General features: G+C 71.1%; 25 protein-coding genes. 19 read left to right on the top strand and 6 right to left on the bottom strand.

Annotation, left to right across the window (positions count from 1 at the left end; all coding sequences use genetic code 11):
• The first annotated feature begins 95 nt into the window (after window positions 1-95).
• From ACFY9V_RS28350 to ACFY9V_RS28335, 4 genes are all read left to right on the top strand, one after another.
• On the top strand, window positions 96-1,031 hold the full coding sequence (locus tag ACFY9V_RS28350) for an LLM class flavin-dependent oxidoreductase (protein WP_355340558.1): 936 nt from the start codon (window positions 96-98) through the stop codon (window positions 1,029-1,031).
• Window positions 1,028-1,561 (top strand): hemerythrin domain-containing protein, encoded by a 534-nt coding sequence (locus ACFY9V_RS28345; protein ID WP_355340555.1) that lies wholly within the window; start codon window positions 1,028-1,030, stop codon window positions 1,559-1,561. Before ACFY9V_RS28350 ends, ACFY9V_RS28345 begins: the two co-directional genes overlap by 4 nt.
• A 46-nt stretch (window positions 1,562-1,607) precedes the next feature.
• Window positions 1,608-1,961, top strand: coding sequence for a DoxX family protein (locus ACFY9V_RS28340; protein WP_355340552.1), 354 nt, complete (start codon window positions 1,608-1,610; stop codon window positions 1,959-1,961).
• Between the two features lie 190 nt (window positions 1,962-2,151).
• A complete protein-coding gene (locus ACFY9V_RS28335) occupies window positions 2,152-2,628 on the top strand; it encodes a cupin domain-containing protein (protein ID WP_355340549.1) in 477 nt (158 codons plus the stop codon).
• 209 nt (window positions 2,629-2,837) lie between these two features.
• On the opposite strand, the gene ACFY9V_RS28330 is transcribed toward ACFY9V_RS28335, so the two are convergent.
• On the bottom strand, window positions 2,838-3,428 hold the full coding sequence (locus tag ACFY9V_RS28330; protein WP_223186742.1) for a hypothetical protein: 591 nt from the start codon (window positions 3,426-3,428) through the stop codon (window positions 2,838-2,840).
• Window positions 3,429-3,534: 106 nt separating this feature from the next.
• On the opposite strand from ACFY9V_RS28330, the gene hemL reads away from it, so the two are divergent.
• From hemL to ccsB, 7 genes are all read left to right on the top strand, one after another.
• On the top strand, window positions 3,535-4,842 hold the full coding sequence (gene hemL / locus ACFY9V_RS28325) for a glutamate-1-semialdehyde 2,1-aminomutase (protein WP_355340546.1): 1,308 nt from the start codon (window positions 3,535-3,537) through the stop codon (window positions 4,840-4,842).
• A complete protein-coding gene (locus ACFY9V_RS28320) occupies window positions 4,839-5,468 on the top strand; it encodes a histidine phosphatase family protein (protein WP_355340543.1) in 630 nt (209 codons plus the stop codon). The genes hemL and ACFY9V_RS28320 overlap by 4 nt, the downstream gene beginning before the upstream one ends.
• Before the next feature lie 198 nt (window positions 5,469-5,666).
• On the top strand, window positions 5,667-7,004 hold the full coding sequence (locus ACFY9V_RS28315) for a hypothetical protein (RefSeq protein WP_391163518.1): 1,338 nt from the start codon (window positions 5,667-5,669) through the stop codon (window positions 7,002-7,004).
• A gap of 83 nt (window positions 7,005-7,087) precedes the next feature.
• Window positions 7,088-7,696 (top strand): redoxin domain-containing protein, encoded by a 609-nt coding sequence (locus ACFY9V_RS28310; protein ID WP_391051954.1) that lies wholly within the window; start codon window positions 7,088-7,090, stop codon window positions 7,694-7,696.
• A gap of 1 nt (window position 7,697) precedes the next feature.
• A complete protein-coding gene (locus ACFY9V_RS28305) occupies window positions 7,698-8,486 on the top strand; it encodes a cytochrome c biogenesis protein CcdA (protein WP_355340534.1) in 789 nt (262 codons plus the stop codon).
• Between the two features lie 3 nt (window positions 8,487-8,489).
• Window positions 8,490-10,421 (top strand): cytochrome c biogenesis protein ResB, encoded by a 1,932-nt coding sequence (locus ACFY9V_RS28300; protein WP_391163516.1) that lies wholly within the window; start codon window positions 8,490-8,492, stop codon window positions 10,419-10,421.
• Entirely contained in the window at window positions 10,418-11,539 is a 1,122-nt protein-coding gene (gene ccsB, locus ACFY9V_RS28295; RefSeq protein ID WP_391163514.1) for a c-type cytochrome biogenesis protein CcsB, read from the top strand. The genes ACFY9V_RS28300 and ccsB overlap by 4 nt, the downstream gene beginning before the upstream one ends.
• 19 nt (window positions 11,540-11,558) lie before the next feature.
• On the opposite strand, the gene ACFY9V_RS28290 is transcribed toward ccsB, so the two are convergent.
• Complete coding sequence (locus ACFY9V_RS28290; RefSeq protein ID WP_355340526.1) at window positions 11,559-12,002, bottom strand: PLD nuclease N-terminal domain-containing protein; 444 nt, start codon at window positions 12,000-12,002, stop codon at window positions 11,559-11,561.
• 87 nt (window positions 12,003-12,089) lie between these two features.
• Here ACFY9V_RS28290 and ACFY9V_RS28285 point away from each other — a divergent pair, with 87 nt between their 5' ends.
• Together ACFY9V_RS28285 and mqnP are read left to right on the top strand one after the other, a co-directional pair.
• Window positions 12,090-13,541 carry a menaquinone biosynthesis decarboxylase gene (locus tag ACFY9V_RS28285; RefSeq protein ID WP_355340524.1) on the top strand — a complete coding sequence of 484 codons (1,452 nt, stop codon included), beginning with the start codon at window positions 12,090-12,092 and terminating at the stop codon, window positions 13,539-13,541.
• Window positions 13,542-13,555: 14 nt separating this feature from the next.
• On the top strand, window positions 13,556-14,473 hold the full coding sequence (gene mqnP / locus ACFY9V_RS28280; RefSeq protein ID WP_391163555.1) for a menaquinone biosynthesis prenyltransferase MqnP: 918 nt from the start codon (window positions 13,556-13,558) through the stop codon (window positions 14,471-14,473).
• 117 nt (window positions 14,474-14,590) lie between these two features.
• Here mqnP and ACFY9V_RS28275 read toward each other — a convergent pair whose 3' ends face one another.
• A complete protein-coding gene (locus ACFY9V_RS28275) occupies window positions 14,591-15,676 on the bottom strand; it encodes a hypothetical protein (protein ID WP_391163512.1) in 1,086 nt (361 codons plus the stop codon).
• Between the two features lie 248 nt (window positions 15,677-15,924).
• On the bottom strand, window positions 15,925-16,458 hold the full coding sequence (locus ACFY9V_RS28270) for a rhomboid family intramembrane serine protease (RefSeq protein WP_355340731.1): 534 nt from the start codon (window positions 16,456-16,458) through the stop codon (window positions 15,925-15,927).
• A gap of 214 nt (window positions 16,459-16,672) precedes the next feature.
• Between ACFY9V_RS28270 and ACFY9V_RS28265 the strand changes: the two genes are divergently transcribed.
• The 6 genes from ACFY9V_RS28265 to ACFY9V_RS28240 all read left to right on the top strand — a co-directional run bounded on the left by ACFY9V_RS28265 (window position 16,673) and on the right by ACFY9V_RS28240 (window position 20,909).
• Entirely contained in the window at window positions 16,673-17,362 is a 690-nt protein-coding gene (locus ACFY9V_RS28265) for a UbiX family flavin prenyltransferase (protein WP_391163510.1), read from the top strand.
• Between the two features lie 151 nt (window positions 17,363-17,513).
• Window positions 17,514-17,969 carry an Lrp/AsnC family transcriptional regulator gene (locus ACFY9V_RS28260; protein WP_188281655.1) on the top strand — a complete coding sequence of 152 codons (456 nt, stop codon included), beginning with the start codon at window positions 17,514-17,516 and terminating at the stop codon, window positions 17,967-17,969.
• 68 nt (window positions 17,970-18,037) lie between these two features.
• A complete protein-coding gene (gene mqnE, locus ACFY9V_RS28255) occupies window positions 18,038-19,201 on the top strand; it encodes an aminofutalosine synthase MqnE (protein WP_355340515.1) in 1,164 nt (387 codons plus the stop codon).
• Between the two features lie 44 nt (window positions 19,202-19,245).
• On the top strand, window positions 19,246-19,767 hold the full coding sequence (locus tag ACFY9V_RS28250; protein WP_355340512.1) for a GNAT family N-acetyltransferase: 522 nt from the start codon (window positions 19,246-19,248) through the stop codon (window positions 19,765-19,767).
• 88 nt (window positions 19,768-19,855) lie between these two features.
• Window positions 19,856-20,182 (top strand): DUF4229 domain-containing protein, encoded by a 327-nt coding sequence (locus tag ACFY9V_RS28245; protein ID WP_355340509.1) that lies wholly within the window; start codon window positions 19,856-19,858, stop codon window positions 20,180-20,182.
• A gap of 127 nt (window positions 20,183-20,309) precedes the next feature.
• Complete coding sequence (locus tag ACFY9V_RS28240) at window positions 20,310-20,909, top strand: TetR/AcrR family transcriptional regulator (RefSeq protein WP_355340728.1); 600 nt, start codon at window positions 20,310-20,312, stop codon at window positions 20,907-20,909.
• Between the two features lie 54 nt (window positions 20,910-20,963).
• Here ACFY9V_RS28240 and ACFY9V_RS28235 read toward each other — a convergent pair whose 3' ends face one another.
• Both ACFY9V_RS28235 and ACFY9V_RS28230 read right to left on the bottom strand, forming a co-directional pair.
• Window positions 20,964-21,782: a MaoC/PaaZ C-terminal domain-containing protein gene (locus ACFY9V_RS28235; protein WP_391163508.1), complete on the bottom strand. Its 819-nt coding sequence runs from the start codon at window positions 21,780-21,782 to the stop codon at window positions 20,964-20,966.
• An 11-nt stretch (window positions 21,783-21,793) separates the two neighbouring features.
• Window positions 21,794-23,068 (bottom strand): 3-oxoacyl-ACP reductase, encoded by a 1,275-nt coding sequence (locus ACFY9V_RS28230; RefSeq protein ID WP_391163506.1) that lies wholly within the window; start codon window positions 23,066-23,068, stop codon window positions 21,794-21,796.
• Window positions 23,069-23,183: the final 115 nt, after the last annotated feature.

Here is a 23,183-nt window from a genome sequence, read left to right as displayed (position 1 = left end):
GCGTCAATTACCGTCACGCCAACGGTACAGCGGGGGCCCGCGGCCGACGGCTTTAATGACAACGACTTCACGCCGAACCCCCGGAGAGACCACTCATGTCCGAGCCCGTGACCGCACCCGCCCCGACGACCGCCGAGCGCGTCCATCCGCTGGAATTCGGCATCGCGCTGAACCCGGAGGCCGCCCGGATCGACGAGCTGATCCGGCTCGCCGAACTCGCCGACCGCCGCGGCTTCGAATTACTCGGCCTCATGGACCACCCCTACATGGGCGCCGCCCTGGAGGCGTGGACGCTGCTGTCCGTGCTCGCCGCCCGCACCGAGCGCATCCGGCTCTTCCCCGACGTGGCGAATCTCCCGCTGCGCCCGCCGGCCATGCTCGCCAAGGCCGCCGCCTCGCTCGACCTGATCAGCGGCGGCCGGGTGGAACTCGGCCTCGGCGCCGGAGCCGCGGCCGACCACGGCGGAGGCGGCATGGGCGGCCCGCGCCGCTCGCCCAAGGTCGCCATCGACGCCCTGGAGGAGGCCGTCGCGGTCATCCGCCGGGTGTGGGCGGCCGGGGACGCCCCCGCCGCGTACGAGGGCGAGCACTACCGGCTGGAGGGCGTCGTCCCCGGACCCGCGCCCGCGCACCCGATCGGCATCTGGCTCGGCGCGTACCGGCCCCGGATGCTGGAGGTCACCGCGCGCCTCGGCGACGGCTGGCTGCCGAGCTTCCCCTACCTCGACCCGGCCGCGGTCATCGCGCTCAACCACCGCATGGACGAGGCCGCTTCGGCCGCGGGCCGCGCCCCGTCCGACGTCCGGCGGCTCTACAACATCATCGGCCGGATCGACGGAAACGGCGGCGCGCCCTTCAACGAGGGCAGCGCCGCGTGGACGGAACGGCTCACCGAACTGGTCCTCGACGGCGGCGTCAGCGCCTTCGTCCTGACCCCGATGGCCGACCACGCCCGGCAGATCGAGACCTTCCACGCCGAGGTCGTCCCTGCGGTCCGCGAAGCGGTGAGCAAGGAAGGCGCGAACCGATGAGCACGCCCCAGACCCCGGGTACGGGCGGCGGCGGTACGGCCACCACGCCCGCGGGCCGCGCCATGGTCAGTACGCTGCTCGGCGCGCACGCCGCCCTGCGCCGCGACCTGGACTCGCTCGGCCAGGCCCTGCGGCTGCTCGCCGCGAAGGACCCGGCCGCGCTCGGCGAAGTCCACGCCCGCATGGACGACTTGACGCTGCGTCAGGCCGCCTGGCAGCTCAAGTCGTTCTGCGACATGTACTGCCAGACGGTGCACGCGCACCACTCCATCGAGGACTTCCGGATCTTCCCCGCCGTGCTGCGCATCGCCCCCGAGCTGCGCCCGGTGGTCGACAGGCTCACCGCGGACCACCTGGCGCTCGGCTCGCTGCTCGACGCGATGATCACGTCGGTCGGCGCGCTGCCCGACGCCGACTGGGCCACGGCGCAGGACGCCGTGCAGGCGCTCGCCGACCACCTCGCGGCCCACCTGGACCTCGAGGAAGCGCACATCATCCCCCAGCTCGGCCGGCTGTCGAGCTGGATCTGACGGCCGTACGCGTCCCCGTAAGCCTTCCCCTCACCCCGGAGCCCCGATGTTCGCCGTCACCGTCGTGCTGTCCCTCGTCCTGGCGCTGGTCTTCGCCGCGCTCGGCACCTTCAAGGTGATCAACCACCCGAAGGCCGCCGAGACCGCGGAGCACCTGGGCCTGTCCCTGTCCCTCTCCCGCGCCATCGGCCTGCTCGAAATCGCCGCCTGCGGTGGCCTGTTGATCGGTCTGGCCTGGGCCCCGCTCGGCGTCGCCGCCGCGGCCGGCGCCGTCCTGCTGCTGATCGGCGCCACCGGCACCCACCTCAAGGTCCACGACCCGGCACAGGTCGCCGCCTTCCCCGCCTTCCTCGCGGTGCTGTCGGTGATCACCCTGATCCTCCGCCTCAAGACGGCGTGACCGAACACGGCGTGACCCGAGACAGCGGGACCGAACACGGCGTGATCCAAGACAGCGTGACCGAACACGGCGTGATCAAGACGCTGAAGACGGCCTGATTACGGTGCCGCCGCCCCCGCGGGGTACGGTCGCCGCGACGGTACGGCGTCCGCCTCCGCGGGCGCAGCCGTAGTGGCGCAGGAGGTGTCATATGGGTCTACGTCCGCGTACCGCGCATGAACTGAGCCTTGAGCCCCATCCCGGAGGCGGCTGGTACGGCCGGGTCTACACCTCACCGGTCGAGGTGCCCGTGCCGGGTCTCGACGGTGTCCGGCCGACCGCCGTACTGATCCACTACCTGCTCAGCCCGGGGGAGCGGTCGTCCTGGCACCGGGTGAGCTCGGACGAGCTGTGGCTGTGGCGGCGCGGCGGCCAGCTCCGGCTGCGCCAGGGCGGCACCGGCGGGGCCCCGGTGGAGAACGGCTCGGCGGAGGCTTCAACGACCTTGCTGGGACCGGGACATGACTATCCCGTCACCCATCTCCAGATGCTCGTCCCCGCGGGCACCTGGCAGTGCGCCGAGCCCGCGCAGAAGCACGAGGTTCTCGTGAGCTGTCTGGTGACGCCCGGCTCGGGCCTGGCCGACATCGAGCTGTACGAGGAGTCGGCGGCGCGCGCGGGAAATTGAGCGCTTGAGGGTGCGATATCCCGTATTGCGGGGGGTATTTGGCGCATGCAAGCCGTTGCGGTGATCCGCCAGTGACCAGTTGGCCGGAAACGCGCAATCCGGGCGGCCCGGAGAAGGCGCGCGGTGGCGCGGAGTCGGGCGCGAGTGTGCGGCGTAGGTCCGCGAAGGCGGGGAAGAACGAGGAAGACGCGAGAGGAAGGGGCGGCCGGTCAGGGCCAGACGAGACAGTAGAGCTGGTGACCGGACTCCTCGCAGCGGCGGGCGAAATCCTGCCATTCATGGAGCATCTGGTAGATCACGAACGCGTCTCTCGGACCGCGTCGGTCCGGCACGGTGGACCATATGAAGGCGGCGGCGCCCAGCGATTCCTCGTTGGCGGTGCGCAGCGGCTCGACGACCGAGTGCGGCAGCCGTACCACCGCGTAGTCCGGGTGCAGCACCACCAGTTCGAGCGGCGGGACCTTGGCGGGGGGTATGCCCTCGATGCCGGTGAGGACCATCGCGGCCATCGTCTCCGGCTTGACCTTGGTGTACATGCCGTGGCCGAGTTCGTCGCCGCCGAGTTCCTCGGGGCGCATGGAGATCGGGACGCGTGCGGCGGTGGCGCCGTCGGGCGCACCGAAATACTTGTAGGTCACCCCCACTCGGCCACCCCTGCTCCTGCCCTCGCTCGCGGTTGAACGGTTTTCCGGTACACGGTCGGCGGGGTTCGCGGGACGGCGTCGCCTGCCGGTGGGACGGGCGCGTTCGGGCTCGTGCTCGCCCGGTCCTTCACCCGGTCCGCCACCGCGCTGCTGCATTCCACTACCCGACCATCCGCAGACCCAACCACGCAACCCGATCATCGTCTCAGATGCAGGGTTGAGACGTTGCCGCGCAACGCCAGGCATTTGAGAGCATGTGCGTGTGAGCTATCCGTACGAAGCACCAGTGTCCCAGGAACTCTTCGACCGCGCGGCGGCCGTGACACCAGGCGGTGTGAACTCCCCGGTGCGGGCGTTCCGCGCCGTGGGCGGCACGCCCCGGTTCATGGTGTCCGGCACGGGCCCCTATCTCACCGACGCCGACGGCCGCGAGTACGTCGACCTCGTCTGCTCGTGGGGACCGATGATTCTCGGCCACGCGCACCCCGAGGTGATCGCCGCCGTCCAGGCCGCGGTCACGCGCGGTACGTCCTTCGGCACACCCGGTGAGGGCGAGGTCGCGCTCGGCGAGGAGATGGTCGCGCGGGTCGAACCGCTGGAGCAGGTACGGCTGGTGTCGTCCGGCACCGAGGCCACGATGTCGGCGATCCGGCTCGCGCGCGGCTTCACCGGCCGGGCGAAGATCGTCAAATTCGCGGGCTGCTACCACGGCCATGTGGACGCGCTGCTGGCCGCCGCGGGATCGGGCGTGGCCACCTTCGGCCTGCCCGACACCCCCGGCGTGACCGGCGCGCAGGCCGGGGACACCATCGTGCTGCCGTACAACGACCTGGACGCCGTACGCGCCGCCTTCGCCGCGCACCCCGGCGAGATCGCCTGCGTGATCACCGAGGCGTCGCCCGGCAACATGGGCGTCGTCCCGCCGCTGCCCGGCTTCAACGCCGGACTCAAGCAGCTCTGCGCCGACGACGGCGCGCTCTACATCTCCGACGAGGTGATGACCGGCTTCCGCGTCAGCCGCTCCGGCTGGTACGGGCTCGACGGGGTGCGCCCCGACCTGATGACCTTCGGCAAGGTCATGGGCGGCGGTTTCCCCGCCGCGGCCTTCGGCGGCCGGGCCGACGTGATGAGCCGCCTCGCGCCCGCGGGCCCCGTCTACCAGGCGGGCACGCTCTCCGGGAACCCGGTCGCGACCGCCGCGGGCCTCGCGCAGCTCAGGCTGCTCGACGAGGCCGCGTACGCGCGCGTCGACGCGGTGTCGGTGGAGATCCGGGAGCTGGTCAGTGCCGCGCTGAGCAAGGAGGGGGTCGCGCACCGCGTGCAGACCGCGGGCAGCATGTTCTCCGTCTTCTTCACGGACGACGAGGTCCGTGACTTCGAGGACGCGAAGAAGCAGGAGGCATTCCGCTTCACCGGCTTCTTCCACTCGATGCTGGCGCAGGGCGTCTATCTGCCGCCCTCCGCCTTCGAGTCCTGGTTCGTGTCGACCACCCACGACGAGCGGGCCGTGGAGCGGATCGCCGCCGCGCTGCCCGCCGCCGCACGCGCCGCCGCGGAGGCCCACGCATGAGCGAGATGACCGTTGTCCACGTGATGCGGCACGGCGAGGTGCACAACCCCGACGGCATCCTGTACGGGCGCGCCCCCGGCTTCCACCTGTCCGAGCTGGGCCGCAAGATGGCCGACCGGGTCGCCGAGCACCTGGCCTCGCGCGACATCACCTACGTCGTGGCCTCCCCGCTGGAGCGCGCCCAGGAGACCGCCGCGCCCATCGCCGCCGCCCACGAGCTGGAGGTCGGCACCGACGAGCGGCTGATCGAGGCGGCGAACGTCTTCGCGGGGAAGACCTTCGGCGTCGGCGACGGGGCGCTGCGCAAGCCCGCGAACTGGAAGTACCTCACCAATCCCTTCCGGCCGAGCTGGGGCGAGCCGTACGTCGACCAGGTCGTCCGGATGACGGCCGCGCTGGCCGCCGCCCGCGACGCCGCCCGTGGGCACGAGGCCGTCTGCGTCTCCCACCAGCTCCCCATCTGGATCGCCCGCAGCTACGCCGAGCGCCGCCGCCTGTGGCACGACCCGCGCCGCCGTCAGTGCACGCTGGCGTCCCTGACCTCCTTCACCTACGACGGCGACCGCATCGTCTCCGTCGGCTACAGCGAGCCCGCGCGGGACCTGGTCCCCGCCCGGCTTCTCTAGGACTCGCCGCCCCCCGCCCCGGCCGGGGCGGACCCGTCCACTGGGCGAGTGAAGAACCGGAGCCACCCGAGGGAACCTCGGCAAGTTTTGCCGCATGCCGCGTAACCGCGAGGAACTTGTGAACGTCATGGTGGGTGACCACTTTTCTGCCCACTCGGCCGTCAGGCCGGAGAAGCCGAGAGACGGGACCGTTCCACGATGTGCGCCATGAGCCGCAGGACCCTGTTGACCACTAGCGCTGGGGCGGCGGCGGCCGGGCTCGGCGTCGCCGGCTGCGGCACGGGGAAGGGGGTGAGCGGCGGCGGAGCGACGCCGGTGGCGAGCAAGACCGGCGAGAAGTCGGGGGCGAGCGGCCGCCAGGCCCCGAAGAAGACCGTGACCCTCATCGGCGACGGATCGACGGCGTACACCGGGACGCAGCCCAACCAGCCCAGGCCCGAGCGGCTGGAGCCCGGCCAGGCGCCGCCGCAGTTCGTGATCTTCTCCTGGGACGGCGCGGGCGAGGTCGGCAACGGCCTCTTCCCCCGTTTCCGCAAGCTCGCCGAGAACCACGGCGCGTCCATGACCTTCTTCCTGTCCGGGCTCTACCTGCTGCCGGAGGGCAAGAAGCTCCAGTACGCGCCGCCGAACAACCGGCAGGGCGCCTCGGACATCGGCTACCTCACCGACCAGCACGTCCGGATGACGCTGGACAACATCCGGCAGGCGTGGCTGGACGGCCACGAGATCGGCACGCACTTCAACGGTCACTTCTGCGGCGGCAGCGGCACCGTCGGCCGCTGGACGTCGGCCGACTGGAAGAGCGAGATCGACCAGGCCAAGTCGTTCGTGAAGAGCTGGAAGACCAGCACGGGCTGGCACGACCAGGACCCGCTGCCCTTCGACTACGAGAAGGAGCTGGTCGGCGGCCGGACCCCGTGCCTGCTCGGCCAGGACAATCTGCTGCCGACCGCGAAGGCGCTCGGCTGGCGGTACGACGCCAGCTCGCCGGGCGGCAACCAGGTGTGGCCCTCCAAGCGCGGCGGCCTGTGGGACCTGCCGCTCCAGCTCATCCCCTTCCCCGGACACTCCTTCGAGGTGCTGTCCATGGACTACAACATGCTCGCCAACCAGTCGCACGCGGCCACCAAGTCCGACCCGGCCAACTACCCGGGCTGGCGCCGGCAGGCCACCGCCTCGTACATCGCGGGCTTCGAGCGGGCGTACTCGACCAACCGCGCGCCGTTCTACATCGGCAACCACTTCGAGCAGTGGAACGGCGGGATCTACATGGACGCCGTTGAAGAAGCGTTCAAGCACGTCGCCGCGGCCCGCGACAAGGCGAACAACGGCGACATCCGCATGGTGTCCTTCCGGCAGTACGTGGACTGGCTGGACGCGCAGGACCCGGCCGTCCTGGACAAGCTCAGGACGCTGGAGGTCGGGCAGTCGCCCGCCGGCGGCTGGCGGGAATTCCTCGCCGCCCCCGCCGTGAGCAGCGGCGGGACCAGCAGCTCGGGCAAGGCGCCGGTCGGTGCCGGAACTGCGACTACCTGATCCTTACTTGGGGCAATTGCCGTTTTTGGGGTTGGCGTCGGGGGCGTGGAAGATCGCGCGAAGGCCCATGCGAAACTTTTCACATGAGTCCTACGCGCGCCCTCCGACGCCGCTTTCCCCGCAGTGCCGCGGCACTCGTCGGGGCCGCCGCGCTCGCGATGACGACGGCCGCCTGCTCGTCGACCTCGACCTCGGGGACCGACAACACCAACTTCATGGGCGGCACCGGCGAGATCAACGTCCTCAAGGCCGCCGACCGCAAACCCGCCCCCGACATCTCGGGCAAGACGGTCACCGGCGGCACGGACAGCCTGGCCGCGTACAAGGGCAAGGTCGTCGTCGTCAACATCTGGGGCTCGTGGTGCGCGCCCTGCCGCGCGGAGGCGCCGAACCTCGCCGAGGTCGCCAACGCCGACAAGGACAAGGGCGTGCAGTTCCTCGGCATCAACACCCGGGACCTGGACGTCTCCAACGCCGAACGCTTCGACAAGCGCTTCGAGATCCCGTACCCCAGCCTGTACGACCCCTACGGCTCGCTGATCCTGCGCTTCCCCAAGGGCAGCCTCAACCCGCAGAGCCTGCCCGCCACCCTCGTCATCGACCGGCAGGGCAAGCTCGCCGTCCGCGCGCTGAAGCCGCTCAGCGTCGAGGACCTGCACCGGATCATCGACCCGCTCATCGCGGAGAAGTGACGTGCAGGCAAGCGCCGCCGCCGCGGTCGTCACCCTGAGCGCCGCGACCGACCCCAACCAGACGGTGCTCACCGGGGCGCTGCTGGCCGCCATCCCGATCGCCATGTTCGCCGGGCTGATCTCCTTCTTCTCGCCCTGCGTCCTGCCGCTGGTCCCCGGCTATCTGTCGTACGTGACCGGCGTCACCGGCACCGACCTCGCCGAGGCCAAGCGGGGCCGGATGCTGCTGGGCTCGTCGCTGTTCGTGCTCGGCTTCAGCGCCCTGTTCGTCTCCGGCGGCGCCCTGTTCGGCAACTTCGGCGCGCAACTGCTCGTGCACCGGCAGATCCTCTCCAAGATCTTCGGCGGCCTCACCATCGTCCTCGGCCTGGCCTTCATGGGCATCGTCGGCGGCCTGACCCAGCGCGAATTCCGCTTCCACTACCGGCCCGCGCTGGGCCTGGCCGGGGCGCCGGTGCTCGGTCTGCTCTTCGGCCTCGGCTGGGCGCCCTGCGTCGGCCCCACCCTCGGCGCCGTCAACGCGCTGGCCTTCAACGACGCCAGCGCGGGCCGCGGGGCGCTGCTGATGGCGTTCTACTGCGCGGGCCTCGGTGTGCCGTTCATCGTGGCCGCCATAGCTTTCCGTCGTACGCTCGGCGCGTTCGCGTGGGTCAAACGCCACTACGTGTGGGTGATGCGCGCCGGCGGCGCGATGCTCGTCGCGGTCGGCGTCCTCCTCGTCACCGGCGTCTGGGACCACATCACCTACCAGATGCAGATCTGGTCGAGCAGCTTCACCCCAGGGGTCTGACCCATGAGCGTCACGGAGAAAACCGAGCGCGAGCCGCGCGAGGGCAACGACAAGGGCACGGGCGGCGAAGCGCCTCAGGAGCGCGACGGGCTGGGCGCCGCGGGCGCGCAGCTCAGCACCCAGCCCGTCGACACCCTGCGCAGCGCGCCCGCGATCGGCACCCTCGCCCTGCTGCGCTGGATGTGGCGGCAGCTCACCTCGATGCGGATCGCCCTGGTCCTGCTCTTCCTGCTCTCGCTGGCCGCCATCCCCGGCTCGCTGATCCCGCAGCACTCCGACGCGCTCAAGGTCGAGGCGTTCAAGAAGACCCACCCCGGCATCAGCCCGCTGTACGACCGGCTCGGGATGTTCCACGTCTACAGCTCGCCGTGGTTCGCGGCGATCTACATCCTGCTGTTCGTCTCCCTCGCGGGCTGCATCGTCCCGCGCACCTGGCAGTTCGTCGGCCAGCTCCGGGCCAGGCCGCCGGCCGCGCCGCGCCACCTCACGCGGCTGCCCGCGTACTCGACCTGGCGCACCGACGCCGGGCCCGAGCAGGTGCTGCACGCCGCGCACAAGGCGCTGCGCGGACGCCGGTTCCGTACCGCGCTGAGCGACGGCACCGGCAAGGACGGCAAGGGCGGCGGCGGTTCGGTCGCCGCGGAGAAGGGCTACCTGCGCGAGACCGGCAATCTGCTCTTCCACATCGCGCTCTTCGGCCTGCTGATCTCCTTCGCCGTCACCTCGCTGAACAAGGCCGAGGGCGGCAAGCTGATCGTCGAGGGCGACGGCTTCACCAACAACCTCACGCAGTACGACGACTTCTCGCCGTCCACCCTCTACACCGCGGACGACCTCAAGCCGTTCGGCTTCAAGCTCGACAGCTTCGACTCCGCGTACGAGACCAGCGGCCCCGACATCGGCAGCCCGCGGGTCTTCAAGGCCAACATCCACTACTGGGACGGCGCCGACGGCAAGCCCGTCAAGGGCACGATCGACACCAACCACCCGCTGAGCATCGGCGGCGAGAAGGTCTATCTGATCGGCCACGGCTACGCGCCGATCGTCACCGTCAAGGACGCCAAGGGCAATGTGGCCTTCCGGGGCCCGGTGCCGTTCCTGCCGCAGGACAGCAACATCACGTCCACCGGCACGATCAAGGTGCCCGACGCGGTCGGCAAGGACGGCAAGCCGCAGCAGCTCGCCTTCACCGGCTACTTCACGCCGACCGGTGACGCGGGCCAGGGCCCGCGGTCGTTCTTCCCCGGCCTGGAGAGCCCGCTGCTGTTCCTCAACGCCTACCACGGCGACCTCGGCATCGACGGGGGCGTCTCCAAGAACGTCTACCAGCTCGACACGACGAAGATGAAGCAGTTCAAGCTGGAGACCTCGACTCCCGGCATCAACGCCGTCGCGCTCAAGCCCGGCGAGGCCATCACCCTGCCGGACGGCGCGGGCAGCCTCACCTTCACCGGGGTCAAGACCTGGGCCAGTTTCCAGGTCTCCCACCAGTCGGGCAACGAGACCGCGCTGATCAGCGGTGTCGCCGCGATCCTCGGCCTGATGGGCTCGCTCTTCATCCAGCGCCGCAGGATCTGGGTGCGCGCCGTGCCCGGCCCCGACGGCACCACCGTGGTCGAGATGGGCGGCCTCGGCCGCAGCGAGTCGGTGCGGATCGCCGAGGAGATCGGCGACATCGCGCTCCAGCTCCAGCCGGAGGCCCCGGCCCTCCCGGACGAGGACGAGGACGAGGACCCGGTCGGGAATTCCGCCGGGAACGCCGAGACGGCCGCGAACGCCGAGACGGCGGGGAAGGCCGAGAACGCCGATAACGCAGCGAACGCAGCGAACGCTGAGAACACGGTCGAGAGCCCCGGCGAGGGCACCGGCCAACCGGACAATCCGGTCCCCGTAGAGTCAACCCCCCGGACAGACGACGAAGGAGCCCGCGCGTGAATATCGCGTCCGCGGTCAACGAGAACTTCGCGAACTACAGCAACTACCTGATCCGCTCGGCGATGTTCGTGTACGCGCTGGCCTTCCTCGCGCACCTCGCGGAGTGGGTCTTCGGCAGCCGCAGCAAGGTCGCCGTGCAGTCCGCGGCCCTCGCCGCGGAGACGCGCGAGGCCGAGGCGGCCAAGGCGGCGGCCCCCGCGGTCACCGTCAAGGTCGCCCAGCGCGGCGGCGCCACCACCACCCTGGAGCGCCCGCGCCCGAACATCGTCCCCAAGGTCATCACCCGCGCCTCCGCCAGCGACCGCGGCATCGCCGACGGCCCCGGCGCCGCGGGCGAGGACGAGAAGGGCGACCTCTACGGGCGGATCGCGGTGGCCTTCACCGCCCTCGCCTGGCTGCTGCACTTCGGCGGCGTCCTCTTCCGCGCCATCTCCGTACAGCGCCCCCCGTGGGGCAACATGTACGAGTTCTCCACCACCTTCGGCATGGTCGCCGTCGGCGCGTACCTGCTGCTGCTCGTGCTGAAGAAGAACGTCCGCTGGATCGGTCTGTTCCTCACCACGACGGTCCTGCTCGACCTGGGCCTGGCCCTGTCGGTGCTCTACACCTCCAGCGACCAGCTCGTGCCCGCGCTGCACTCGTACTGGCTGTGGATCCACGTGTCGTGCGCGATCATCTCCGGCGCGATCTTCTACCTCGCCGCGGTCGGCACGCTGCTCTACCTGTTCCGCGACCGCTACGAGACGGCGCTGGCCGCCAACCGCACGCAGAACAGCCGCTGGGCCGACGTCATGTCCCGGCTGCCCGCGGCGGCGAGCCTCGACAAGTTCGCGTACCGCATGAACGCGCTGGTCTTCCCGCTGTGGACGTTCACCATCATCGCGGGCGCGATCTGGGCGCAGGCCGCCTGGGGCCGCTACTGGGGCTGGGACCCGAAGGAGACCTGGGCGTTCATCACCTGGGTCGCGTACGCCTGCTACCTGCACGCGCGCGCCACCGCCGGGTGGAAGGGCCGCAAGGCCGCGTATCTGGCGCTGATCGCCTTCGCGTGCTTCCTGTTCAACTACTACGGCGTGAACATCTTCGTCACCGGCAAGCACTCGTACGCCGGGGTCTGATCCCCCGGGGCCGGATTCCTCACCGGTCGCCCGCGGGGTCCTCCTGGTCGCCCTCGGACGGGGCCGCGCCGCCGTCCTTGCCTTCCCTGTTCTGCTTGTTCAGTTCGCTGAGCGAGCGCAGGAACTCCGGATTGTCGTCCGGGGCGACCCACACCTGGCGGGTACGCGGCCGCGGCTCGTCGACCTCGCGCGGGTCCTCGTGCCGCCCGCGGGTCCCTTCGTGGTCCCGGTGCCACTCCGAGGGCGTGGCGCCCTCGGAGGTGCGCACCCGGACCGGGCCGCGCCGTCGGCCGATCAGCAGCCAGGCCACCGGTCCGATCAGCACCTCGCCGAAGAACAGGATGATCAGCACCCACACCAGCTTCGGCAGCCCGCGCACCTCCCGCTCGGGAGTGCCGAGGCAGTCCACGAAGGCGTAGATCCACAGCGCGATCACCATCAGGTACGGCAGGTACTTCAGCACAGAGGCCCCCCACGGAACATTGCTCAGGACGCCCAGCCTAACGAGGCGGCGCGTCCGACGCCGGAGCGGGATGGAAGACTGGGGCCCATGGCTTACGACGATCTCCGCTCGTTCCTGCGGGCCCTGGAGAAGGACGGCGACCTCCGGCGGATCAAGGCCGAGGTCGACCCGTATCTGGAGGTCGGCGAGATCACCGACCGGGTCAACAAGGCGGGCGGCCCCGCGCTGCTCTTCGAGAACGTCCGCGGCTCGGTCGCCCCGCTGGCGATGAACGTGTACGGCACCGACCGGCGGCTGCTGAAGGCGCTCGGCCTGAGCGCGTACTCCGACATCAGCGACAAGATCGCCGGGCTGCTCAAGCCGGAACTGCCGCAGGGCTTCGTCGGGATGCGGGAGGCGTTCGGCAAGCTCGCCGGGATGACGCACGTGCCGCCGAAGAAGATCAAGGACGGGCCCGTACAGGAAGTCGTCCTCACCGGCGACGACGTCGACCTCGACGCGCTGCCCGCCCTGTTCACCTGGCCGCAGGACGGCGGCTCCTTCTTCAACCTCGGCCTGACGCACACCAAGGACCCCGAGTCCGGCGTCCGCAACCTCGGCCTCTACCGGCTCCAGCGGCACGACCGGCGCACCATCGGCATGCACTGGCAGATCCACAAGGACAGCCGCAACCACTACCAGGTCGCCCAGCGCCGCGGTGAACGCCTCCCGGTCGCCATCGCCTTCGGCTGCCCGCCCGCCGTCACGTACGCCTCCACCGCGCCGCTCCCCGGCGACATCGACGAGTACCTGTTCGCGGGCTTCGTGCAGAACAAGCGGGTGGAGATGGTCGACTGCAAGACGGTGCCGCTCCAGGTGCCCGCGCACGCCGAGGTCGTGCTGGAGGGCTGGCTGGAGCCGGGGAAGACGCTGCCGGAGGGGCCGTTCGGCGACCACACCGGCTTCTACACCCCGCAGGAACCGTTCCCCGCGCTGACCGTCGACTGCGTCACGATGCGCAAGCGCCCGCTGTTCCAGTCCATCGTCGTCGGCCGCCCGCCGACCGAGGACGGACCGCTGGGCCGCGCCACCGAGCGGTTCTTCCTGCCGCTGCTGAAGGTCATCATTCCGGACATCGTGGACTACCACCTGCCGGAGGCGGGCGGCTTCCACAACTGCGCGATCGTCTCGATCGACAAGAAGTACCCGAAGCACGCGCAGAAGACGATGCACGCCGTGTGGGGCGCGCACATGATGTCCCTCACCAAGCTCGTGATCGTCGTGGACGCCGACTGTGACGTCCACGACCTGCACGAAGTCGCCTGGCGGGCGCTCGGCAACACCGACTACGCCCGTGACCTCACCGTCGTCGAGGGCCCGGTCGACCACCTCGACCACTCCTCGTACCAGCAGTTCTGGGGCGGCAAGGCGGGCATCGACGCGACCCGTAAGCTGCCGGAGGAGGGCTACACCCGCGACGGCGGCTGGCCGGAAATGGTGCTCTCCGACCCGGAGACCGCGGAACGGGTGACCAAGCGTTGGAAGGAGTACGGGCTGTGAGCGGCGAGGCGATCCTGGACGGAGGCAGCGCGAAGGCCGGGCCTCCCCGCGCGAGCGGCGGCGAACCGGTGCGGGCGTTCCTGCGGCTGGTGATGATCGAGCACTCGGTCTTCGCGCTGCCCTTCGCCTACACCGCGGCGCTGACCGCGATGTTCCTCGACGACGGCTCGGTGCACTGGCTGGAGCTGCTGCTGGTCACCGTCGCGATGGTGGGCCTGCGGACCTTCGCCATGGCGTGCAACCGGATCATCGACCGCGAGATCGACGCGCGCAATCCGCGGACCGCCGGGCGCGAACTGGTCACCGGCGCGGTCTCCGTACGGTCCGCGTGGACCGGCGCGCTGATCGCCGTCGCGGTCTTCCTCGGCGCCGCCGCGCTGCTCAACCCGCTGTGCCTGGCGCTCGCGCCGATCGCGGTGGTGCCGATGGTGGTCTACCCGTACGGGAAACGGTTCACCAACTTCCCGCACGCCATCCTGGGCGTCGCGCAGGCGATGGGCCCGATCGGCGCCTGGCTCGCGGTGACCGGCGCCTGGTCGTGGGACGCGGTGATCCTGGGGCTCGCGGTGGGTGTCTGGATCGGCGGCTTCGACCTGATCTTCGGCTGCCAGGACGTGGCGGCCGACCGCGCCGAGGGCGTGAAGTCCGTCCCCGCCCGCTTCGGCATCCCGGCCGCGCTGTACGGCGCGCGCGTCTGCCACGCCGTGACCACGGGCCTGCTGGTCTGGTACGGACTCGCCACCCACGCGGGCGTCTTCTGGTGGATCGGCCTGGCGGTCGTCGGCGCGGCGTTCCTCTACGAGCACGCGATCGTCCGGCCGCACGACCTGAGCCGCCTCAACCGGGCGTTCTTCCAGGTGAACGGTTTCATCGGAATCGCGCTCTTCGTGTGCGCGCTGCTCGACCTGAGCGTGCGCGGCCTCGGTCTGTAGAACCGCCGTCCTGGTGACCGGGCCGCGCACGCGAGGCGATGCGCGGGGCCGTGGGTCGTACGGCCCCGCGCCGGTGCTCACGGCTCGGGGCCCGTGCCTACGGCCCCGCGCGGGTGCCTACGAATCCAGGCCGGAGTCGTCCGCCGAGCTGTCGTCGTCGTGGCCGAAGGCGAACATGAACAGGCCCATCAGGTCCTGCGGGTTGAGGACCTTGGCGCCGGAGGGGGCGCCGACCGGGTCGGCGCCGCTGTTGACGTCGACCACCAGGGGCAGCTTGCCCTTGGCCTTGGTGTCGAACTGGGCGACGTCCAGGCTGATCCCGGCGAGCTTGCCGCCCTTGACGGCGACGTCCACGGCCACCGTCTTGTTCGGCACCTTCTCCAGGTCCGACGGCTTGAAGTCGGGGATCTGCTTGGTCAGCGAACCGAGGCTGCCTTCCAGTTCCTTGGCGAGCTGCCGCGCGGGCACGGTGACCTCGACGTGGTCGGCGCCGTCGTGGTTGCCCAGCTCCTTGAACTTGGCGTTGTTCACCAGCGCCTTGCGCAGCGCGTCCACGACCTGCTGCTGCGTCTTGGCGTCCAGGCCCTTGCTGGTGTCGGGGAGCGCGCCGAGCGGCGAGTCGCCGTCCTTGGACATGGACTTGGCGAAGGACTCGAAGGACTTCAGGTCCAGGCTGATCCAGTCGCCCTTGAGGGCGGACTTCACCGAGGCGAGCGAGGCGGGCAGTTCGTCGGCCATGCCGAGGAATTCGTTGAGCTGCGCCGCGTCCTTGCTGGAGGAGCCGATCAGCGTCTCGAAGCCCTTGAGGTCCAGGCGCAGGTACACCTTGTCGTTCACGGCCCGGACGTCGACCAGGCTCTTCTTGCCGGAGCCGTCGGCGCCGAGCTGGAAGGCGAAGGAGCTCTTGTCGCCGTCCTTGAGGTCCTTGAACGCCTTGTCGGCGCTGAGGGCGACCGCGACCCGCAGGTCGGCCAGCGTCTTGGCCGTCTCCTTGGTGAAGTCCTCCTCACCCTGGAGCGCGGTGTAGATCTGGTCCGCCGAGGCGTCGAAGCGCACCCCGAGGGTCAGCGACTTCTCGCCGTTGAGCTTCTCGAAAGCGTTCTTGACCTTCGTGTCCGGGCTGGAGGCCGCGGCCGTCCCGCAGGCTGCGGAACCGGCGGCGATCATGGCCACGACTCCGGCGGCGGCAAGGCCCTTGCGCATGGTGATGATGACGGACTCCTTGGACGTGACGGAAGAAAGTATGACCAGAAGGATAACTGTGCGGAGGCTGTGACTCGCGGGAGTTTCCGCCCGGCACGGGGCTGTTGGCGGGGGATCGGCGCACTTCAGCGCGTGATCACGGTCACGGGGTCGCGGGTGTCGCGGTGACCCGGTGTAGCGGTGACCCGGTGACGCGGACTGACGGCGTGACACCGTCCCGTCCCGACGCGGCCGTCGTGCCGTGGCCGTCACGCCGTGACGGCCACCGTCCGTTCGCGGAACAGGAACGCGGCCACCACGCCGCCGATCAGCCCGAACAGGTGCCCCTGCCAGGAGACTCCGCTCGCGGTCGGCAGCACCCCCCACAGGATGGAGCCGTAGACCGCGCCGACGACGACGCCGACCACGATGTCCAGCGCCCTGCGGTCCACGAAGCCGCGCACCAGCAGATAGCTGAACAGCCCGAAGACCAGCCCGGAGGCGCCCGCGGTGTTGGTGTGGGCCGGGGCTATCAGCCACACGCCGAGGCCGCCGATCACGATGACGGTGAAGGCGACGGCCAGATAGCGGCCGATGCCGCGCAGCGCGGCGATGAAGCCCAGGACGAGCAGCGGCAGGCTGTTGGAGGCCACGTGCCCGAAGCCGAAGTGGATGAAGGCGGACGGGACGACGTCGATCAGCTCGGCCGGCTTGCGGGGCACGATGCCGAGCGAGTCGAGACGGTGCCCGGCGATCACGTCGACCGCCTCGATCACCCACAGCAGCCCGACCCAGCCCAGCATGAGGACGCCGGCGGCCGTCACCCGGCCGCCCGCGCGCAGCGGTGCGAGCAGCGAGTCGGCGCGCCCTCCCGTACCGGCTGATCGTCCCGCGGTCTGTCCGTACGTCACCGAAGCCCCCCTCAGGTCCAGTGCTCTCCCGTGTGCACAACGTCCGCGCACGCCTCCCGGGTTCCCGCTCGCGCGGGTCGATCGCGGGGTCGTTAGGGTCGACCGTATGGACGACACCGAGCGCAGGCCGTGGGTGGTGGGCGTGTCCGGGGCCTCCGGGACGCCGTACGCCGCGGCCGTGCTGCGCGCGCTGCTGTCGGCGGGCGAGGCGGTGGACCTGGTGGTCAGCCGGGCCGCCCGGCTGACGCTGCTGGACGAGACCGGCGAGCCGTTCAGGGACGCGCACTGGCGCGAGGACCTGGCCCGCTGGCTGGCCCGCGGCGCCGACGGCACCACCGACATCACCCGCGACACCGGCCTCGCGGACCTGTCGGCCGTACGGTACTGGCCCGCGGGCGACCTGGCGGCCGGTCCCTCCTCCGGCTCGTACCCGGCCAAGGGGATGCTGATCGTGCCCGCGAGCACCGCGTGCGTGGCCGGGGTGGCGCTCGGTCTGTCCAAGGACCTGCTCCAGCGCGCGGCGAGCGTCACGCTCAAGGAGCGCCGCCCGCTGGTGGTCGCCGTCCGCGAGACGCCGCTCGGCGGCCAGACGCTCCGCCACCTGGTGGCGCTGGACGACGCGGGCGCCGTGGTACTCCCGGCCTCGCCCGCCTTCTACGCGGGCGCCACGCACATCCAGGACCTGGTGGACTTCGTGGCGGGGCGGGCGCTGGACGCGGCGGGGGTGCCGCACAAGCTGTACCGCCGCTGGCGCGGCGAGCTGGGCGGGGGCCTGAGCGAGGGATCGGGCGGCTGAGCCGCGCGGCGCGCGATTCCTGCGGGCCGGATGGTCCGGACCTGGGTGATTCGGGCATCGGAAGAGCAGATGCGCAGGGCGCACACCCGTTGATGCCTTAGATTCTTGTCCGGACAGCGCAGTCGCGGCACGAACGGGAGGGTCCATTCTGATGGACGCGGTGGACAGGCAGCTCATCCAGGCGTTGCGCGAGAACGGCCGGGCGTCGTACGCGGAGCTGGGCCGACTCGTGGGTCTCTCCGGTCCGAGCGTCACCGACCGCATCAACCGCCTCGAACAGGCCGGGGTGATCACCGGCTACCGCGCCACCGTCGCGCCCACCGCGCTCGGCCTCGGCGTGACCGCGCTCGTCGGCCTCCAGTTGAGTGACGCCGCCGACCACGAAGAGGTCGCCACCCGGCTGCGCGACCTGGACGAGATCGAGGACTGCTGGTTCATCGCGGGCGACGACTCGTACATGCTCAAGGTCAGGGTCGGCGACGTCGACGGCCTGGAGCGCACCATCCGGCGGCTGTCCGGCACCAAGGGCGTGGCCAGGACGCGTACCACGATCGTGCTGTCCACCAAGTGGGAGAACCGCGTCGGGGCGCTTCCCGAAGAGGCGTGAACGGGGGTGCCTCCCGGCCGATGGCCGGGGGAGTAGCCTCGGTGAGGTCGACTTGGTAGGAGGAGCAGATGGACGCTGGGCTCAAGCGCGAGCTGGAGGAGAAGGTCTACGCCGGTGAGCGGCTGACCCGCGAGGACGGCATCGCGCTCTACGCGTCCGACGACCTCGCGTGGCTGGGCGGCCTCGCCCACCACGTGCGCACGCGGAAGAACGGTGACGTCGTCCACTTCAACGTCAACCGGCACCTCAACATGACGAACGTGTGCACCGCGTCGTGCGCGTACTGCTCCTTCCAGCGCAAGCCGGGGGAGAAGGACGCGTACACGATGCGGATCGAGGAGGCGGTCAAGCTCGCCAAGGCGATGGAGGGCGACAACCTCACCGAGCTGCACATCGTCAACGGCCTGCACCCGTCGCTGCCGTGGCGCTACTACCCGCGCTCGCTGAAGGCGCTCAAGGAAGCCCTGCCGCAGGTGTCGCTCAAGGCGTTCACCGCCACGGAGATCCACCACTTCGAGACGATCTCCGGCATGTCGGCCTCCGACATCCTGGACGAGCTCATCGAGGCGGGCCTGGAGTCGCTGACCGGCGGCGGCGCCGAGATCTTCGACTGGGAGATCCGGCAGCACATCGTGGACCACCGCACCCACTGGGAGGACTGGTCCCGGATCCACCGCCTCGCGCACTCCAAGGGCCTCAAGACCCCCTCGACGATGCTCTACGGCCACATCGAGGAGCCGAAGCACCGCGTCGACCACGTCCTGCGGCTGCGTGAACTCCAGGACGAGACCGGCGGCTTCCAGGTCTTCATCCCGCTGCGCTACCAGCACGACTTCGTGGACATGAAGGACGGCAAGGTCCGCAACACCCTCCAGGCCCGTACGACGATGGCCTCCGGCGCGGAAGCGCTCAAGACCTTCGCGGTCTCCCGGCTGCTCTTCGACAACGTGCCGCACGTCAAGGTCTTCTGGGTCATGCACGGCCTGTCCACCGCGCAGCTCGCCCTCAACCACGGCGCGGACGACATGGACGGCTCGGTCGTCGAGTACAAGATCACGCACGACGCCGACGACTACGGCACGCCCAACAAGCTCACGCGGGACGACATCCTGGACCTCATCCGCGACGCGGGTTTCCGGCCGGTCGAGCGGAACACCCGCTACGAGATCATCCGGGAGTACCCGGGCCCCGACGAGTCGCGCCGGGAGTCGCCGCAGCCGATGCGGGTGTGACGCCGGTGACAGCGCTCCGCATTAGTAATGGGTAAGCTGCCCTTATGGGTCTTACCTGTGAGCTTGATCCGCTCATTGACGACGAACTGACCGACGGCATCCTCGCCCTGTGGACCGATGTGTCCAACGCGGGGGGTGCCGTCGGTTTCGTGCCTCCCGTCACCCCGGACGACGTCCGTCCCGACATGGACCGGTCGCTGGCCGCCGTCCGCTCCGGCGAACGCCGCCTGCTCGTCGGCCGCGACGAGGACGGGCGCGTGGCCGCCACCGCCTTCCTCGCGTACAACAGCCACCGGCTCATGACGCACTGGATCTGGCTCTACACGCTCATGGTCCACCCCTCCCACCAGGGCCGCGGCCACGGCCGTACGCTCATGGCCGCCGTCGAGGAAGCGGCCCGCGGCTTCCACGGCATCGAGGCCGTCCGCCTCACCTGCCGCGGCGGCACCGGCGTCGACCTCTTCTACGCCGCCTGCGGCTACAAGGAGGTCGGCCGCATTCCGGCCGCCATCCGGGTCGCCCCCGGTGACGACCGCGACGACATCGTGATGCTCCTGACGCTGTGACGTCGGCGCGACGCTCCGAGGGGCGGGCGGTGCTCCGGGTCGCACACCCTCTTCCTCCGGCGCGGAGGCGGCGTGCTTCACTGAAGGCATGTTCCGTTACACCGCACTGCGCTTCGGCCTCATGGTCGCCTCCTTCGGCGTCATCTGGGGGCTGGTCCGGCTGCATGTCCTGCCAGCGGGGCTGGGGGACTCGAACTACCTGTGGGTGGTCCTGCTCGCGCTGATCGTGTCGGCGCCCCTGAGCTGGGTGCTCCTGCGCGGAGCCCGCGAGCAGGCGGCCCGTCAGGTGTCCGACCGGGTGGAGCGCACGCGGCTGAACCTCGCCGCGAACATCACCATGGAGGACGAGGCGGACGACGCCGCGCGTGACTCCGCCCGCGAGACCGCGCGCGACGCCGAGCCGCACACCGCCTGACGCCTGCCCCTTAGGCTTGCCCCGGGGTGGCCCTCGGGGTGTCCCCCCGGGGGGAGTCGCAAGGGGAGAGGTGGGGCCGGTGGCTGTGCGGGGCAAGAGGGTGCCGCGAGCCGTACGCGAGCAGCAGATGCTGGACGCGGCGGTGGCGACCTTCGCGCGGCGCGGGTACCGCGCCGCGTCCATGGACGAGATCGCCGAGGCGGCCGGGGTCAGCAAGCCGCTCGTGTACCTCTACCTCAACTCCAAGGACGACCTCTTCACGGCCTGCATCCGCCGCGAGGCCGAGGCGCTGAAGGCGGCCGTGCGCGCCGCCGTGGAGCCCGGCGCCGCGGCCGACCGGCAGCTCTGGAGCGGGCTGCTCGGCTTCTTCGAGCACACCGAGGCCCATCCGGACGGCTGGACCGTGCTCTACAGCCAGGCCCGTACGGTCGGGGAGCCCTTCGCGGCCGAAGTGGCCGTGATGCGGGCGGAGATCGTCGCCTTCGTCACCGAGCTGATCGCTGCCGCGGCGCGGGACGGTGGGGCGTCCTGTGACGAGGCTCTTGCCGACCGGGAGGTCGCGGGTCTGGCGCACGCGCTGGTCGGCGCGGCCGAGTCGTTGGCGGGGTGGGGGGCGGCGCATCGGGGGGGCGCCTCGGGCAAGGAGTCCGCCGCCACGCTGATGAATTTCGCGTGGGCCGGGCTGTCCAACCTCATGGCTGGGCGGCGTTGGGTTCCCGGCCCGTAGGGCTCTGTCTTGCCCGCCCCGCCCGGCCCGTAGGGCAAGACAAAGACAACGAACCTACGGGCCGGAGACGACCCCGGTGAGATGGAGACGCCCGGGCGAGCGGACCTCGAAGGCCCCGGCGGCAGCCCCGTACGTGACAGTCCCAGGCAAAAGCACCGGCGCGTGAAAGACGGCCTCAAGCCCCCCCGCCTCCGGAACCTCGGCAGCACACCGCGCAACCGTCCACATGCCGTGCGCGATAGCCCGCGGAAACCCCAGCATCCGCGCCGTCACCGGATAAAGGTGAATCGGGTTGTAGTCCCGCGACACCCTGGCATGCCGCCGCCCGAGATCGGCGGCCAACCGCCACTCGCCCACCACGGGCAACGGCGCCCGGTCGCCGCCCCCGCCCCCGGCAACCCCCCCGGAAGCCGAACCGCCCCCCGCCCCGCCCCCATGCCGGGCCAGGTACGTGCTGCGGTCCTCCCACACCACCTCCCCGTCCACCCGCGCCTCCGTCACCAGCTCCACCTCCGTACCCCGCCGGTGCCCGCGCAGCCCGGCCGCGTAGGCCGTGATGTCGGGCCGGTCGGCGGCGGTCAGCGGCGCGCGGGAGACCAGCGAGATCGAGGTGTGGACGAGGCCCAGCATCGGCAGCGGAAAGGCGCGGGAGGCCATGATCCGCGCGGCCAGCGGAAAGCCGAGGACGTGCGGGTACGTGAGCGGGAGCGGGCCCGCGCCGGAGGCGGGGAAGCCGCAGACCGAGGCGTAGGCGGCGAGCCGCGCCGGGTCGACGCGTACGGCAGGCGCGGTGAGCCGCACCGGCGGCACGGGGGCGGTCGCGGAGGGCCGTTTGCCGATGCCGGTCACCACGCCCCGGCCGAGGGTCAGCATGAGGGCCATGGTCAGGCCCCCAGCAGGGACTGCCCGCAGACGCGGACGACCTGCCCGGTGATCCCCCCGGAGGCCGCGGCCGAGAGCCAGGCGACGGTCTCGGCGACGTCGACGGGAAGGCCGCCCTGGCCGAGGGAGTTCATCCGGCGGCCCGCCTCGCGGATGACGAGGGGAACGGCGGCGGTCATCCGCGTCTCGATGAAGCCGGGGGCGACGGCGTTGACGGTGATGCCGCGCTCGCGCACCTCGGGGACGGCGGCCAGGGCGCGGACGAAGCCGATGACGCCCGCCTTGGACGCGGCGTAGTTGGTCTGGCCCGCGTTGCCCGCGATGCCGCTGATGGAGGCGGTGGCCACGATCCGGCCGTGGGCGTTGAGGGCGCCGGACTTCAGCAGATGGTCGGTGGTGCGCAGCACGCTGCCGAGGTTGACGTCCAGGACCGGGTCCCAGCGGTCGGCGGCCATGTTGGCGAGCTTGCGGTCACGGGTGATGCCCGCGTTGTGGACGAGTACGTCGAGGCCGTCGGGGGCCGCGGCGGCGATCCGTTCGCCCGCGTCCGGCGCCGTGATGTCCAGCGGCAGCGCGCTGCCGCCGAGCCGGGCGGCGACGGCGGCCAGCGCGTCCGCGGCCTGCGGCACGTCGAGGCAGACGACGTGCGCGCCGTCCCTGGCCAGCGTCGCGGCGACCTGTTCCCCGATGCCGCGGGCCGCGCCGGTGACGAGCGCGACGCGCGCGCCCGCGCGCGCGGCGGCCTGCGTCCCGGACACCGCCGGGCCGACCTCGATGACCTGCCCGCTGACGTACGCCGACTTCGGCGACAGCAGGAACCCCAGCGCGGCCTCGGCGTCGGCCCCGGGCGCCAGTCGTACGAGCTGTACGGTCCTGCCCCGGCCGACCTCCTTGCCGAGGGAGCGGGTGAAGCCCTCGAGCGCCTGCTGGGCGGCGGCCTGGTGCGGGTCGGCGGGGTCGATACGCGCGCCGAGTACGACGATCCGACCGCAGGCGGCGAGCGACCGTACGAGCGGGTGCAGGGCGGCGTGCACGGCGCCGAGCCCGGCCGGTTCGGCGATCCCGGTGGCGTCGAGGACGACGGCGGCGTACGGAGCGGCGGACGCGGGAGCCGGAGCGGGTACGGCCTCGCCCGCCGTCAACCGCAGCACGGGACCGTCGAGTCGGGGGTGCTCGGCGGACCAGCGCAGCAGCGGGGTCGGCTGGGGCAGGCCGAGGCGGCGGGTGAGGAAGCGGCCGGGGGCCGTGCCGGTCAGACGAAGGTAGCGATCGGCCATTGGCCTTCTCCTTACTCTGGAGTAAGTTTACCGGCGGTAAGGCTACTGGTGAGTCACCGTTCCAGCAAAGAGTTCTGAGGTCCAGCACAGAGTTCTGAGGTCCAGCACAGAGCCC

It is taken from the genome of Streptomyces sp. NPDC008317 (assembly GCF_042955955.1).
Taxonomy (GTDB): Bacteria; Actinomycetota; Actinomycetes; order Streptomycetales; family Streptomycetaceae; genus Actinacidiphila.
This window is presented reverse-complemented; position numbering and strand designations above follow the sequence as displayed.

Excerpts from the sequence above, each read along its gene's own strand:
- ACFY9V_RS28350 (WP_355340558.1), top strand. The coding sequence starts at position 96 with ATGTCCGAGCCCGTGACCGCACCCGCCCCGACGACCGCCGAGCGCGTC.
- ACFY9V_RS28345 (WP_355340555.1), top strand. The coding sequence starts at position 1,028 with ATGAGCACGCCCCAGACCCCGGGTACGGGCGGCGGCGGTACGGCCACC.
- ACFY9V_RS28340 (WP_355340552.1), top strand. The coding sequence starts at position 1,608 with ATGTTCGCCGTCACCGTCGTGCTGTCCCTCGTCCTGGCGCTGGTCTTC.
- ACFY9V_RS28335 (WP_355340549.1), top strand. The coding sequence starts at position 2,152 with ATGGGTCTACGTCCGCGTACCGCGCATGAACTGAGCCTTGAGCCCCAT.
- ACFY9V_RS28330 (WP_223186742.1), bottom strand. The coding sequence starts at position 3,428 with ATGCAGCAGCGCGGTGGCGGACCGGGTGAAGGACCGGGCGAGCACGAG.
- ACFY9V_RS28320 (WP_355340543.1), top strand. The coding sequence starts at position 4,839 with ATGAGCGAGATGACCGTTGTCCACGTGATGCGGCACGGCGAGGTGCAC.
- ACFY9V_RS28315 (WP_391163518.1), top strand. The coding sequence starts at position 5,667 with ATGTGCGCCATGAGCCGCAGGACCCTGTTGACCACTAGCGCTGGGGCG.
- ACFY9V_RS28310 (WP_391051954.1), top strand. The coding sequence starts at position 7,088 with ATGAGTCCTACGCGCGCCCTCCGACGCCGCTTTCCCCGCAGTGCCGCG.
- ACFY9V_RS28300 (WP_391163516.1), top strand. The coding sequence starts at position 8,490 with ATGAGCGTCACGGAGAAAACCGAGCGCGAGCCGCGCGAGGGCAACGAC.
- ACFY9V_RS28285 (WP_355340524.1), top strand. The coding sequence starts at position 12,090 with ATGGCTTACGACGATCTCCGCTCGTTCCTGCGGGCCCTGGAGAAGGAC.
- ACFY9V_RS28275 (WP_391163512.1), bottom strand. The coding sequence starts at position 15,676 with ATGCGCAAGGGCCTTGCCGCCGCCGGAGTCGTGGCCATGATCGCCGCC.
- ACFY9V_RS28270 (WP_355340731.1), bottom strand. The coding sequence starts at position 16,458 with ATGCTGGGCTGGGTCGGGCTGCTGTGGGTGATCGAGGCGGTCGACGTG.
- ACFY9V_RS28265 (WP_391163510.1), top strand. The coding sequence starts at position 16,673 with ATGGACGACACCGAGCGCAGGCCGTGGGTGGTGGGCGTGTCCGGGGCC.
- ACFY9V_RS28260 (WP_188281655.1), top strand. The coding sequence starts at position 17,514 with ATGGACGCGGTGGACAGGCAGCTCATCCAGGCGTTGCGCGAGAACGGC.
- mqnE (WP_355340515.1), top strand. The coding sequence starts at position 18,038 with ATGGACGCTGGGCTCAAGCGCGAGCTGGAGGAGAAGGTCTACGCCGGT.
- ACFY9V_RS28250 (WP_355340512.1), top strand. The coding sequence starts at position 19,246 with ATGGGTCTTACCTGTGAGCTTGATCCGCTCATTGACGACGAACTGACC.
- ACFY9V_RS28245 (WP_355340509.1), top strand. The coding sequence starts at position 19,856 with ATGTTCCGTTACACCGCACTGCGCTTCGGCCTCATGGTCGCCTCCTTC.
- ACFY9V_RS28240 (WP_355340728.1), top strand. The coding sequence starts at position 20,310 with ATGCTGGACGCGGCGGTGGCGACCTTCGCGCGGCGCGGGTACCGCGCC.
- ACFY9V_RS28235 (WP_391163508.1), bottom strand. The coding sequence starts at position 21,782 with ATGCTGACCCTCGGCCGGGGCGTGGTGACCGGCATCGGCAAACGGCCC.
- ACFY9V_RS28230 (WP_391163506.1), bottom strand. The coding sequence starts at position 23,068 with ATGGCCGATCGCTACCTTCGTCTGACCGGCACGGCCCCCGGCCGCTTC.